Origin of the sequence: Moellerella wisconsensis (genome assembly GCF_022592395.1) — a bacterium.
Classification (GTDB): Bacteria; Pseudomonadota; Gammaproteobacteria; order Enterobacterales; family Enterobacteriaceae; genus Moellerella; species Moellerella wisconsensis.
In genome coordinates this window covers 267830-280794 of the sequence record NZ_CP093243.1, presented here as the reverse complement: position 1 = coordinate 280794, position 12965 = coordinate 267830, and the positions used below count along the sequence as shown (strand labels likewise).

At 49.6% G+C, this 12965-nt stretch carries 15 protein-coding genes and 3 pseudogenes; 11 read left to right on the top strand and 7 right to left on the bottom strand.

Annotation, left to right across the window (positions count from 1 at the left end; translation table 11 throughout):
- Positions 1–54 precede the first annotated feature (54 nt).
- Complete coding sequence (gene aph(3')-Ia, locus MNY66_RS17570; protein WP_000018329.1) at positions 55–870, bottom strand: aminoglycoside O-phosphotransferase APH(3')-Ia; 816 nt, start codon at positions 868–870, stop codon at positions 55–57.
- A 150-nt stretch (positions 871–1020) separates the two neighbouring features.
- Between aph(3')-Ia and MNY66_RS17565 the strand changes: the two genes are divergently transcribed.
- From MNY66_RS17565 to MNY66_RS17550, 4 genes and pseudogenes are all read left to right on the top strand, one after another.
- Complete coding sequence (locus tag MNY66_RS17565) at positions 1021–1725, top strand: IS6-like element IS26 family transposase (RefSeq protein ID WP_001067855.1); 705 nt, start codon at positions 1021–1023, stop codon at positions 1723–1725.
- 97 nt (positions 1726–1822) lie between these two features.
- Positions 1823–2728: an Mph(A) family macrolide 2'-phosphotransferase gene (locus tag MNY66_RS17560; protein WP_000219391.1), complete on the top strand. Its 906-nt coding sequence runs from the start codon at positions 1823–1825 to the stop codon at positions 2726–2728.
- On the top strand, positions 2725–3996 hold the full coding sequence (gene mrx(A) / locus MNY66_RS17555; RefSeq protein ID WP_013188472.1) for a phosphorylated macrolide efflux MFS transporter Mrx(A): 1272 nt from the start codon (positions 2725–2727) through the stop codon (positions 3994–3996). Before MNY66_RS17560 ends, mrx(A) begins: the two co-directional genes overlap by 4 nt.
- Positions 3908–4252, top strand: a pseudogene (locus MNY66_RS17550) (WbuC family cupin fold metalloprotein); the annotation flags it as partial. The gene mrx(A) and the pseudogene MNY66_RS17550, both read left to right, overlap by 89 nt.
- A gap of 46 nt (positions 4253–4298) precedes the next feature.
- Here MNY66_RS17550 and MNY66_RS17545 read toward each other — a convergent pair.
- Complete coding sequence (locus MNY66_RS17545) at positions 4299–5174, bottom strand: extended-spectrum class A beta-lactamase CTX-M-1 (protein WP_013188473.1); 876 nt, start codon at positions 5172–5174, stop codon at positions 4299–4301.
- A 357-nt stretch (positions 5175–5531) separates the two neighbouring features.
- Between MNY66_RS17545 and MNY66_RS17540 the strand changes: the two genes are divergently transcribed.
- The 6 genes and pseudogenes from MNY66_RS17540 to sul3 all read left to right on the top strand — a co-directional run bounded on the left by MNY66_RS17540 (position 5532) and on the right by sul3 (position 9100).
- Positions 5532–6236 (top strand): IS6-like element IS26 family transposase, encoded by a 705-nt coding sequence (locus tag MNY66_RS17540; protein WP_001067855.1) that lies wholly within the window; start codon positions 5532–5534, stop codon positions 6234–6236.
- Positions 6237–6290: 54 nt separating this feature from the next.
- A pseudogene (locus MNY66_RS17535) lies at positions 6291–6548 on the top strand (hypothetical protein); the annotation flags it as partial.
- 145 nt (positions 6549–6693) lie between these two features.
- Positions 6694–7557, top strand: a complete 864-nt coding sequence (locus MNY66_RS17530; RefSeq protein ID WP_000612791.1) for an SDR family oxidoreductase — start codon at positions 6694–6696, stop codon at positions 7555–7557.
- Positions 7558–7594: 37 nt separating this feature from the next.
- The gene (locus MNY66_RS17525) at positions 7595–7840 is read left to right on the top strand and encodes a GrpB family protein (RefSeq protein ID WP_001354008.1); all 246 of its coding nucleotides are present in this window, start codon (positions 7595–7597) and stop codon (positions 7838–7840) included.
- Positions 7841–7969: 129 nt separating this feature from the next.
- Positions 7970–8218 (top strand): hypothetical protein, encoded by a 249-nt coding sequence (locus tag MNY66_RS17520; protein ID WP_015058183.1) that lies wholly within the window; start codon positions 7970–7972, stop codon positions 8216–8218.
- A 90-nt stretch (positions 8219–8308) separates the two neighbouring features.
- Complete coding sequence (gene sul3 / locus MNY66_RS17515) at positions 8309–9100, top strand: sulfonamide-resistant dihydropteroate synthase Sul3 (RefSeq protein WP_000034420.1); 792 nt, start codon at positions 8309–8311, stop codon at positions 9098–9100.
- A 2-nt stretch (positions 9101–9102) separates the two neighbouring features.
- On the opposite strand, the gene MNY66_RS17510 is transcribed toward sul3, so the two are convergent.
- On the bottom strand, positions 9103–9378 hold the full coding sequence (locus tag MNY66_RS17510; RefSeq protein WP_109023896.1) for a hypothetical protein: 276 nt from the start codon (positions 9376–9378) through the stop codon (positions 9103–9105).
- On the opposite strand from MNY66_RS17510, the pseudogene MNY66_RS17505 reads away from it, so the two are divergent.
- Positions 9377–10015, top strand: a pseudogene (locus tag MNY66_RS17505) (IS256 family transposase); the annotation flags it as partial. The gene MNY66_RS17510 and the pseudogene MNY66_RS17505 overlap by 2 nt on opposite strands.
- A 264-nt stretch (positions 10016–10279) precedes the next feature.
- Here the strand turns inward: MNY66_RS17505 and qac are convergent.
- The 4 genes from qac to dfrA1 all read right to left on the bottom strand — a co-directional run bounded on the left by qac (position 10280) and on the right by dfrA1 (position 12723).
- Entirely contained in the window at positions 10280–10612 is a 333-nt protein-coding gene (qac, locus tag MNY66_RS17500) for a quaternary ammonium compound efflux SMR transporter QacL (RefSeq protein ID WP_000800531.1), read from the bottom strand.
- Positions 10613–10781: 169 nt separating this feature from the next.
- Positions 10782–11573: an ANT(3'')-Ia family aminoglycoside nucleotidyltransferase AadA1 gene (aadA1, locus tag MNY66_RS17495; protein WP_001206316.1), complete on the bottom strand. Its 792-nt coding sequence runs from the start codon at positions 11571–11573 to the stop codon at positions 10782–10784.
- A 57-nt stretch (positions 11574–11630) separates the two neighbouring features.
- Positions 11631–12155, bottom strand: a complete 525-nt coding sequence (gene sat2, locus MNY66_RS17490) for a streptothricin N-acetyltransferase Sat2 (protein ID WP_000704156.1) — start codon at positions 12153–12155, stop codon at positions 11631–11633.
- Between the two features lie 94 nt (positions 12156–12249).
- Positions 12250–12723, bottom strand: coding sequence for a trimethoprim-resistant dihydrofolate reductase DfrA1 (gene dfrA1, locus MNY66_RS17485; protein ID WP_000777554.1), 474 nt, complete (start codon positions 12721–12723; stop codon positions 12250–12252).
- Between the last annotated feature and the right edge of the window lie 242 nt (positions 12724–12965).

Below are 12965 nucleotides of genomic sequence, written 5' to 3'. Positions count from 1 at the left end.
CCGTCAAGTCAGCGTAATGCTCTGCCAGTGTTACAACCAATTAACCAATTCTGATTAGAAAAACTCATCGAGCATCAAATGAAACTGCAATTTATTCATATCAGGATTATCAATACCATATTTTTGAAAAAGCCGTTTCTGTAATGAAGGAGAAAACTCACCGAGGCAGTTCCATAGGATGGCAAGATCCTGGTATCGGTCTGCGATTCCGACTCGTCCAACATCAATACAACCTATTAATTTCCCCTCGTCAAAAATAAGGTTATCAAGTGAGAAATCACCATGAGTGACGACTGAATCCGGTGAGAATGGCAAAAGCTTATGCATTTCTTTCCAGACTTGTTCAACAGGCCAGCCATTACGCTCGTCATCAAAATCACTCGCATCAACCAAACCGTTATTCATTCGTGATTGCGCCTGAGCGAGACGAAATACGCGATCGCTGTTAAAAGGACAATTACAAACAGGAATCGAATGCAACCGGCGCAGGAACACTGCCAGCGCATCAACAATATTTTCACCTGAATCAGGATATTCTTCTAATACCTGGAATGCTGTTTTCCCGGGGATCGCAGTGGTGAGTAACCATGCATCATCAGGAGTACGGATAAAATGCTTGATGGTCGGAAGAGGCATAAATTCCGTCAGCCAGTTTAGTCTGACCATCTCATCTGTAACATCATTGGCAACGCTACCTTTGCCATGTTTCAGAAACAACTCTGGCGCATCGGGCTTCCCATACAATCGATAGATTGTCGCACCTGATTGCCCGACATTATCGCGAGCCCATTTATACCCATATAAATCAGCATCCATGTTGGAATTTAATCGCGGCCTCGAGCAAGACGTTTCCCGTTGAATATGGCTCATAACACCCCTTGTATTACTGTTTATGTAAGCAGACAGTTTTATTGTTCATGATGATATATTTTTATCTTGTGCAATGTAACATCAGAGGGCACTGTTGCAAATAGTCGGTGGTGATAAACTTATCATCCCCTTTTGCTGATGGAGCTGCACATGAACCCATTCAAAGGCCGGCATTTTCAGCGTGACATCATTCTGTGGGCCGTACGCTGGTACTGCAAATACGGCATCAGTTACCGTGAGCTGCAGGAGATGCTGGCTGAACGCGGAGTGAATGTCGATCACTCCACGATTTACCGCTGGGTTCAGCGTTATGCGCCTGAAATGGAAAAACGGCTGCGCTGGTACTGGCGTAACCCTTCCGATCTTTGCCCGTGGCACATGGATGAAACCTACGTGAAGGTCAATGGCCGCTGGGCGTATCTGTACCGGGCCGTCGACAGCCGGGGCCGCACTGTCGATTTTTATCTCTCCTCCCGTCGTAACAGCAAAGCTGCATACCGGTTTCTGGGTAAAATCCTCAACAACGTGAAGAAGTGGCAGATCCCGCGATTCATCAACACGGATAAAGCGCCCGCCTATGGTCGCGCGCTTGCTCTGCTCAAACGCGAAGGCCGGTGCCCGTCTGACGTTGAACACCGACAGATTAAGTACCGGAACAACGTGATTGAATGCGATCATGGCAAACTGAAACGGATAATCGGCGCCACGCTGGGATTTAAATCCATGAAGACGGCTTACGCCACCATCAAAGGTATTGAGGTGATGCGTGCACTACGCAAAGGCCAGGCCTCAGCATTTTATTATGGTGATCCCCTGGGCGAAATGCGCCTGGTAAGCAGAGTTTTTGAAATGTAAGGCCTTTGAATAAGACAAAAGGCTGCCTCATCGCTAACTTTGCAACAGTGCCGTTACATTTAGGTGGCTAAACCCGTCAAGCCCTCAGGAGTGAATCATGACCGTAGTCACGACCGCCGATACCTCCCAACTGTACGCACTTGCAGCCCGACATGGGCTCAAGCTCCATGGCCCGCTGACTGTCAATGAGCTTGGGCTCGACTATAGGATCGTGATCGCCACCGTCGACGATGGACGTCGGTGGGTGCTGCGCATCCCGCGCCGAGCCGAGGTAAGCGCGAAGGTCGAACCAGAGGCGCGGGTGCTGGCAATGCTCAAGAATCGCCTGCCGTTCGCGGTGCCGGACTGGCGCGTGGCCAACGCCGAGCTCGTTGCCTATCCCATGCTCGAAGACTCGACTGCGATGGTCATCCAGCCTGGTTCGTCCACGCCCGACTGGGTCGTGCCGCAGGACTCGGAGGTCTTCGCGGAGAGCTTCGCGACCGCGCTCGCCGCCCTGCATGCCGTCCCCATTTCCGCCGCCGTGGATGCGGGGATGCTCATCCGTACACCGACGCAGGCCCGTCAGAAGGTGGCCGACGACGTTGACCGCGTCCGACGCGAGTTCGTGGTGAACGACAAGCGCCTCCACCGGTGGCAGCGCTGGCTCGACGACGATTCGTCGTGGCCAGATTTCTCCGTGGTGGTGCATGGCGATCTCTACGTGGGCCATGTGCTCATCGACAACACGGAGCGCGTCAGCGGGATGATCGACTGGAGCGAGGCCCGCGTTGATGACCCTGCCATCGACATGGCCGCGCACCTTATGGTCTTTGGTGAAGAGGGGCTCGCGAAGCTCCTCCTCACGTATGAAGCGGCCGGTGGCCGGGTGTGGCCGCGGCTCGCCCACCACATCGCGGAGCGCCTTGCGTTCGGGGCGGTCACCTACGCACTCTTCGCCCTCGACTCGGGTAACGAAGAGTACCTCGCTGCGGCGAAGGCGCAGCTCGCCGCAGCGGAATGAGCGAACGTCGATATAGCCCGCTCGCGACGCTGTTCGCGGCGACCTTTCTCTTCCGGATCGGCAACGCGGTGGCGGCCCTCGCGCTTCCATGGTTCGTCCTGTCTCATACAAAGAGCGCGGCCTGGGCGGGCGCCACGGCCGCTAGCAGCGTCATCGCGACCATCATCGGCGCGTGGGTTGGTGGTGGCCTCGTCGATCGGTTCGGGCGCGCGCCCGTCGCATTGATCTCGGGTGTGGTGGGCGGCGTGGCCATGGCGAGCATCCCACTGCTCGATGCCGTTGGCGCCCTCTCGAACACTGGGCTGATCGCTTGCGTGGTGCTCGGTGCCGCGTTCGACGCACCCGGTATGGCCGCGCAGGACAGTGAGCTGCCCAAACTCGGCCACGTCGCCGGGCTCTCCGTTGAGCGCGTCTCGTCACTGAAAGCGGTGATCGGGAACGTCGCGATTCTAGGTGGCCCGGCCCTTGGGGGGGCCGCAATCGGCCTGCTTGGCGCTGCGCCAACGCTCGGGCTGACGGCGTTCTGCTCCGTCCTTGCAGGTCTGCTCGGCGCGTGGGTGCTTCCCGCGCGTGCCGCTCGGACGATGACCACGACGGCGACTCTCTCCATGCGCGCCGGCGTCGCTTTTCTCTGGAGCGAACCCCTGCTGCGCCCTCTCTTTGGTATAGTGATGATCTTCGTGGGCATCGTTGGCGCCAACGGCAGCGTCATCATGCCTGCGCTGTTTGTAGATGCAGGACGCCAAGTAGCAGAGCTCGGGCTGTTCTCCTCAATGATGGGGGCTGGTGGTCTCCTTGGCATTGCCATTCATGCGTCGGTCGGCGCCCGGATATCAGCGCAGAACTGGCTGGCGGTGGCATTTTGTGGCTCTGCGGTGGGCTCGCTTCTGCTTTCACAGTTGCCAGGCGTGCCGGTGCTGATGTTGTTGGGCGCGCTCGTGGGACTGCTGACCGGCTCAGTCTCTCCCATTCTCAACGCTGCCATCTACAACCGCACGCCGCCAGAACTTCTCGGCCGGGTACTCGGCACGGTCTCGGCGGTGATGCTGTCAGCCTCGCCCATGGTTATGCTTGCGGCCGGCGCGTTTGTCGACCTTGCTGGTCCGCTCCCTGGCCTCGTTGTATCGGCCGTGTTTGCGGGGCTCGTGGCTCTACTCTCGCTCCGTCTTCAATTTGCTACCAGGAACCTACGTGCGCCCGCACCGACACCCTCACACCTTCGAACTACTGTTGCCATTAAGGGGTCGTTTCGTGGTGCTGAATTTTGACGATCGGGGTACCGTCACCCATCGGGCGATATTGGGGGAAACCTGTACGGTGCTGGAGATGGCCGCAGGAACCTGGCATGCCGTGCTGTCGCTGGATACCGGTGGCATAATTTTTGAAGTAAAACACGGTGGCTATCAACCCGTGGCTGCCGATGACTATGCGCACTGGGCGCCAGCGGAAGGAGAACCAGGAACCACGGAGCTTATGGCCTGGTATGCGCAAGCGCAGGTGGGCGACAGCGCTTTTGCCGTCTAAGGCGATAAACAAAAACGGAATGAGTTTCCCCATTCCGTTTCCGCTATTACAAACCGTTGGTGACGATTTTAGCCGCCGACGCTAATACATCGCGACGGCTTTCTGCCTTAGGTTGAGGCTGGGTGAAGTAAGTGACCAGAATCAGCGGCGCACGATCTTTTGGCCAGATCACCGCGATATCGTTGGTGGTGCCATAGTCACCGCTGCCGGTTTTATCCCCCACAACCCAGGAAGCAGGCAGTCCAGCCTGAATGCTCGCTGCACCGGTGGTATTGCCTTTCATCCATGTCACCAGCTGCGCCCGTTGGCTGTCACCCAATGCTTTACCCAGCGTCAGATTACGCAGAGTTTGCGCCATTGCCCGAGGTGAAGTGGTATCACGCGGATCGCCCGGAATGGCGGTGTTTAACGTCGGCTCGGTACGGTCGAGACGGAACGTTTCGTCTCCCAGCTGTCGGGCGAACGCGGTGACGCTAGCCGGGCCGCCAACGTGAGAAATCAGCTTATTCATCGCCACGTTATCGCTGTACTGTAGCGCGGCCGCGCTAAGCTCAGCCAGTGACATCGTCCCATCGACGTGCTTTTCCGCAATCGGATTATAGTTAACCAAGTCAGATTTTTTGATCTCAACTCGCTGATTTAACAGATTCGGTTCGCTTTCACTTTTCTTCAGCACCGCGGCCACGGCCATCACTTTACTGGTGCTGCACATCGCAAAGCGCTCATCAGCACGATAAAGTATTTGCGAATTATCTGCTGTGTTAATCAATGCCACACCCAGTCTTCCTCCCGACTGCCGCTCTAATTCGGCAAGTTTTTGCTGTACGTCCGCCGTTTGCGCATACAGCGGCACACTTCCTAACAACAGCGTGACGGTTGCCGTCGCCATCAGCGTGAACTGACGCAGTGATTTTTTAACCATGGGATTCCTTATTCTGGAAGAGACGAATTAACAACAACATGAATAGTCTGTCAAAACGCCTTTTTCTATTTATAGTCTAACCTAAATTCCACGTGTGTTTTTTATTAGCTTCAAAAATCACTATTTCACGAAGAATTTAGACTGCTTCTCACACATTGTAACATTATTTACAACCACCTTTCAATCATTTTTGATAAATCATTGATTTCATCTTTGCTGCAATGATACTTAATAAACTCTGCAAGTTATCCACAGAGCAACACTCAATTTTATTGATGATATTCTTATTATACCGGCACTGTTGCAAATAGTCGGTGGTGATAAACTTATCATCCCCTTTTGCTGATGGAGCTGCACATGAACCCATTCAAAGGCCGGCATTTTCAGCGTGACATCATTCTGTGGGCCGTACGCTGGTACTGCAAATACGGCATCAGTTACCGTGAGCTGCAGGAGATGCTGGCTGAACGCGGAGTGAATGTCGATCACTCCACGATTTACCGCTGGGTTCAGCGTTATGCGCCTGAAATGGAAAAACGGCTGCGCTGGTACTGGCGTAACCCTTCCGATCTTTGCCCGTGGCACATGGATGAAACCTACGTGAAGGTCAATGGCCGCTGGGCGTATCTGTACCGGGCCGTCGACAGCCGGGGCCGCACTGTCGATTTTTATCTCTCCTCCCGTCGTAACAGCAAAGCTGCATACCGGTTTCTGGGTAAAATCCTCAACAACGTGAAGAAGTGGCAGATCCCGCGATTCATCAACACGGATAAAGCGCCCGCCTATGGTCGCGCGCTTGCTCTGCTCAAACGCGAAGGCCGGTGCCCGTCTGACGTTGAACACCGACAGATTAAGTACCGGAACAACGTGATTGAATGCGATCATGGCAAACTGAAACGGATAATCGGCGCCACGCTGGGATTTAAATCCATGAAGACGGCTTACGCCACCATCAAAGGTATTGAGGTGATGCGTGCACTACGCAAAGGCCAGGCCTCAGCATTTTATTATGGTGATCCCCTGGGCGAAATGCGCCTGGTAAGCAGAGTTTTTGAAATGTAAGGCCTTTGAATAAGACAAAAGGCTGCCTCATCGCTAACTTTGCAACAGTGCCCATTTATGAATGTTCCTGTTATGGCTTATGTTCAAGAAAGCATTGCCCCTGAAATGATGGGCAAGGTGTTTTCCCTTTTGATGACCGCCATGACTCTTTCTATGCCGATAGGCTTACTTGTTGCAGGTCCGGTTGTTGAGGTTATAGGTGTTAATACATGGTTTTTCTGGTCTGGTGTTGCGTTGATAGTAAACGCTGTTCTCTGCCGCATTCTGACACGACGCTATGACAAAGTAACAATGAAACCGCAAGTGGACTGAAAAAAGGACCGGGTTGATGATAATTTGTAGTGGTGAGCTTCTGGGAGTACAAAACAAAGTGCTCAAAATTGTCGGGCTCATGGCGTTTAACGGTATTAATTTCGCTTATAATAATCTTTCTATAATAGCCTAAAGGAGAATATCTATGATACCTAATAGCGAAAATAAAAGAGTATGGTTTATTACCGGAGCAAGCAAGGGGCTTGGCTATGCTTTTACATGCGCCGCCTTGAAAGCCGGGGATAAAGTTGTTGCAGTTGCAAGGACTATCGATAATTTGGCGAAGCTAGAAGAAACATATCAAGAGAGCTTACTGCCATTAAACCTCGATGTTACAGATAGGGAGGCTGTTTTTTCTACGGTTGAAACAGCAGTTAAACATTTCGGTAGGCTTGATATTGTTGTTAATAATGCGGGTATCATGACTATGGGTATGATTGAAGAACTAAACGAATCCGATGCTCGGAAACTAATGGACACAAACTTTTTTGGAGCTCTTTGGGTTTGTCAGGCAGTGATGCCCTATTTGAGGTCGCAGCGTTCTGGACATATCATACAGATTACAAGCATTGGCGCTATTATCTCGGGTCCGATGTCTGGTATTTACAGTGCAAGTAAATTTGCGCTGGAAGGAATGAGTGAAGCCTTAGCAAAAGAAGCGGAACATTTCGGAGTGAAACTCACTATGGTGGAACCAGGAGGATATTGGACAGATTTATACACTTCGATGAGTTACAGCAATCCATTAGATTCATACGGTACACTGCGCGATGAGCTGGCGAAACAGTATTCCGAAGATTCGGTCGATAGTGATCCTTCCTTGGCAGCGGAAGCCCTTATGAAATTAGTAGCCAGCAATAATCCGCCTTTGAGGCTTATCCTTGGCAGCATGGTATACGATTTGGCGATGGATACCTTAAAAGCACGGATGGCTACCTGGGAAGAATGGGAAGCTGTTAGCCGTGCATCAGAAAAGGCTATTCCTGCACCGGAGAGATATGGAGTATAATACCAAACATGGTTTTTGAGGCAAGGACGAAACTATCATGAAAATTGAAATTATGGAATATAACCCGGATTGGACAAAGAATTTTGAAGAAGAGAAAATAAAATTGCTCCATTTTTTCGGTTCTCATGCCGTAGCCATTGAACATATCGGAAGCACGGCGATACCCAATCAACGGGCGAAACCGGTTATAGATATATTTATTGGCGTTTCGCCTTTTGCTGAACTACCTTTTATCAGCGCATTTTTAATGCAAAGGAGTATCACCACACTCCGACAGATATGACAGGCAGATATTTGTTTGCAAAATATACAAATGAAGTTTGGACCCATAATCTTCTTGCTTTGGTGTAGGTATAATACCCAAAAACGAAGTTTATGCGGAACAGGATAACACCTCGAAATCGGAGTTTATATGGCTTCGTGGGGGAGTTATGTGTTTGAGCTTTGTCGCATTAACGCGAATCAGGGGTTGACGGCAGAAATAGACTGGAATTACACTTCTTGGAGTCGGCGTTGCCGGAAAATTCTGATTGGATTAGTTGTTCGGGGTGCGAAAACAGTCGTAGTTCGGGGAAAAAACCGAATTTTGACCCAAAACCGCGAAAAACTCGAAATGACAGTTCCTATCAGTTTTCATAATGAATTAAAACAAAAAAATTAGGCTGCAAAGATAGGGAAAATGTGTCAATTTGCGTAAGTGATAATTAGTCAATTAAGATAAATGCTACTTTTGTAATCAAAGCAAAATGATATGAGCAAGATTTTTGGAATCGTAAATATAACCACCGATAGTTTTTCCGATGGAGGACTTTATTTAGATACAGATAAGGCAATTGAGCATGCTCTGCATTTGGTTGAAGATGGAGCAGATGTGATTGATTTGGGAGCCGCTTCCAGTAATCCTGATACAACTGAAGTGGGCGTTGTGGAAGAAATCAAAAGACTCAAACCTGTCATTAAGGCTTTAAAAGAAAAAGGCATTTCTATTTCTGTTGATACATTTAAACCTGAGGTTCAGAGTTTTTGCATAGAACAAAAGGTTGATTTTATTAATGATATTCAAGGTTTTCCTTATCCTGAGATTTATTCAGGCTTGGCAAAGTCAGATTGCAAACTTGTGTTGATGCACTCCGTTCAGCGAATTGGTGCAGCTACTAAAGTTGAAACGAATCCGGAAGAGGTTTTTACTTCCATGATGGAATTTTTTAAAGAAAGAATTGCTGCTTTAGTTGAGGCTGGTGTAAAGCGTGAACGAATTATTCTTGATCCGGGTATGGGCTTCTTTTTAGGCTCTAATCCAGAAACATCTATTCTTGTTTTGAAGCGTTTCCCTGAAATTCAAGAAGCTTTTAATTTGCAAGTAATGATTGCAGTGTCACGGAAATCATTCTTAGGTAAAATAACTGGAACCGATGTGAAATCTCGTTTAGCACCAACTCTTGCAGCAGAAATGTATGCATACAAAAAAGGTGCAGATTATCTCCGCACCCATGATGTTAAGTCTTTATCAGATGCCTTGAAAATATCCAAAGCCCTAGGTTAGTTTTATTTTTTTAGCTTTCTAAATGAATATGCTATACTTGCTCTGAAGTTGTGTTGGCGTACTTGACTTAGGTCTGGATCTTTCGAACTGTTACTAAGAGGGTAATCATAGCCAAACATAAACTGGAAATGTCCTAATTCTAAACCTGTTCCAATACCTACACTATAATCAAGAGGACTTAAACTTCCATCACTTCCAAAAGGTTTTGTGTACTTCTCTTGAGTTTTCGTAGCTAAATAGTAGTGTTTGTTGGTAAATCCAAATAATCCAATATTCAATCTTGCGACCGGGAAAGTCCTCTTGAAAGTACCACAAGTTCGCGGGATGGAGTTTTATCCCAGCTGCATCGAGAAAGGCATGCGCAGTGAGCGTGCTCTCAAGCTCGCCATCGCCGAAATGTATGTCAAAGGAGTAAGTACCCGCAGGGTCTCGGATATCGTCGAAATTCTTTGTGGCACCGAAGTCAGCTCGTCCCAGGTCAGCAGGCTGGCAAAGGAGCTCGATGAAGAGATTACGTCTTGGAAGGCGCAGCCTGTCGGACAGATTCAATACTTGGTACTTGATGCGACCTATGAATCGGTTCGCGTCGGTTCCCATGTGGTCAAGCAGGCGCTTCTAGTGGCTATTGGCGTTGATTACAGCGGGAATCGGCATATTCTTGACGCCGAAGTCGCGAACAGTGAGGCAGAGGTAAACTGGCGTTCCTTTCTCGAGGGTCTCGTACGACGAGGGATGCACGGCCTGCGAATGATCACCAGTGATGACCACTCAGGACTGCGCGCGGCAATCGATGCTGTCTTCCCTGGAATTCTGTGGCAACGCTGCCAGTTTCATCTGCAGCAGAATGCCCACTCCTACGTCACGAAAAAAGATGAGATCCCGCTGATAGCCGCTGATATTCGGAAGGTGTTCAATCGGAATATGTCAAGATAGTTTATGCCAGATTTTTGAGAGGTTTGCATCAAGCAGCCTTCGAAAGAGGACGGCATGACATTGAGACCGGCAAGGCGTCGTAGATACGCACTTTCCCAGTACGCCACCGTAAGGGGTTTTTCTCTTTGGCAGCAAGAATGGTTTGGTTTCTTTTTTCCTCGGCGCCGTAGGCGTCCGACTAACACCTGAATTAAGCCGCGCCGCGAAGCGGCGTCGGCTTGAATGAACTGTTAGATGCCAGCCCGATCAATGTGCGCTGACCTTGGATAGCAGATTTAGAACGGCGACGCCACTAACGATAAGTCCCATGCCAACGAACGCCCACAAGTCTAGTTTCTGGCCATGGAAGATCCAAGCGATAGCTGCCACAAGTACGATGCCGAGGCCAGCCCAAACAGCATAAGCAATGCCGACCGGGATGGACTTGAGTGCGAGAGAGAGGAAATAGAACGCAAGCCCGTAGCCAGCCACAACTACAACAGAAGGAACTAACTTGGTGAATCCATGGCTGGACTTCAGTGCGGAAGTTGCGACGACCTCACCAAATATTGCAATAGCCAGAAAGAGCCAGTTCTTCACGTGCAATCTCCTCTACGGTATGAAGGATAAATAGTGGTGGCTATGAGTTGCCAAAAACAGTCTTGCGGCTGTCGATTTTCTGTGAGCATACGCAACGCCAAATCTGGCATCTAACGCTTGAGTTAAGCCGCGCCGCGAAGCGGCGTCGGCTTGAACGAATTGTTAGACATTATTTGCCGACTACCTTGGTGATCTCGCCTTTCACGTAGTGAACAAATTCTTCCAACTGATCTGCGCGGGAGGCCAAGCGATCTTCTTCTTGTCCAAGATAAGCCTGTCTAGCTTCAAGTATGACGGGCTGATACTGGGCCGGCAGGCGCTCCATTGCCCAGTCGGCAGCGACATCCTTCGGCGCGATTTTGCCGGTTACTGCGCTGTACCAAATGCGGGACAACGTAAGCACTACATTTCGCTCATCGCCAGCCCAGTCGGGCGGCGAGTTCCATAGCGTTAAGGTTTCATTTAGCGCCTCAAATAGATCCTGTTCAGGAACCGGATCAAAGAGTTCCTCCGCCGCTGGACCTACCAAGGCAACGCTATGTTCTCTTGCTTTTGTCAGCAAGATAGCCAGATCAATGTCGATCGTGGCTGGCTCGAAGATACCTGCAAGAATGTCATTGCGCTGCCATTCTCCAAATTGCAGTTCGCGCTTAGCTGGATAACGCCACGGAATGATGTCGTCGTGCACAACAATGGTGACTTCTACAGCGCGGAGAATCTCGCTCTCTCCAGGGGAAGCCGAAGTTTCCAAAAGGTCGTTGATCAAAGCTCGCCGCGTTGTTTCATCAAGCCTTACGGTCACCGTAACCAGCAAATCAATATCACTGTGTGGCTTCAGGCCGCCATCCACTGCGGAGCCGTACAAATGTACGGCCAGCAACGTCGGTTCGAGATGGCGCTCGATGACGCCAACTACCTCTGATAGTTGAGTCGATACTTCGGCGATCACCGCTTCCCTCATGATGTTTAACTCCTGAATTAAGCCGCGCCGCGAAGCGGTGTCGGCTTGAATGAATTGTTAGGCGTCATCCTGTGCTCCCGAGAACCAGTACCAGTACATCGCTGTTTCGTTCGAGACTTGAGGTCTAGTTTTATACGTGAACAGGTCAATGCCGCCGAGAGTAAAGCCACATTTTGCGTACAAATTGCAGGCAGGTACATTGTTCGTTTGTGTCTCTAATCGTATGCCAAGGAGCTGTCTGCTTAGTGCCCACTTTTTCGCAAATTCGATGAGACTGTGCGCGACTCCTTTGCCTCGGTGCGTGTGCGACACAACAATGTGTTCGATAGAGGCTAGATCGTTCCATGTTGAGTTGAGTTCAATCTTCCCGACAAGCTCTTGGTCGATGAATGCGCCATAGCAAGCAGAGTCTTCATCAGAGTCATCATCCGAGATGTAATCCTTCCGGTAGGGGCTCACACTTCTGGTAGATAGTTCAAAGCCTTGGTCGGATAGGTGCACATCGAACACTTCACGAACAATGAAATGGTTCTCAGCATCCAATGTTTCCGCCACCTGCTCAGGGATCACCGAAATCTTCATATGACGCCTAACGCCTGGCACAGCGGATCGCAAACCTGGCGCGGCTTTTGGTACAAAAGGCGTGACAGGTTTGCGAATCCGTTGCTGCCACTTGTTAACCCTTTTGCCAGATTTGGTAACTATAATTTATGTTAGAGGCGAAGTCTTGGGTAAAAACTGGCCTAAAATTGCTGGGGATTTCAGGAAAGTAAACATCACCTTCCGGCTCGATGTCTATTGTAGATATATGTAGTGTATCTACTTGATCGATCAGGCTTTTGTATATCTCCCCACCACCTGAAACAATGACATGATCCGTTATTTTCTTTAGGTTGGTTAAAGCATCTTTAATTGATGGAAAGATCAATACGTTCTCATTGTCAGATGTAAAACTTGAACGTGTTACGACCGCATACTTTCGGTTGGGTAATGCTCCCATTGATTCAAAAGTCTTGCGTCCAACCAACAGCCATTGGTTATAGGTAATAGCTTTAAACAGGAGCTGTTCACCTTTGGCACTCCATGGAATATCAGGGCCATTCCCGATAACTCCATTCTTCGATATAGCTACCATTAGTGATAGTTTCACAATTCTTCCTCAGAGGTTAACATTTTATTAGTAAGCATGCTCGTTTTGTCACCCGCTGATGCTTACCGTTAATTAATATAATCACTTGTATTAAATAGACTTTCTTTAAAAATACAAGACACTCTGTTATTACAAATCGTGCATGCCGTCTATCCTGCTTGCACGATGCACATTATCTCACCCAAAGAACTCATAACATTTTAATTTATTTAGCATTAAATTAAAACTCTACCGGTAAACAA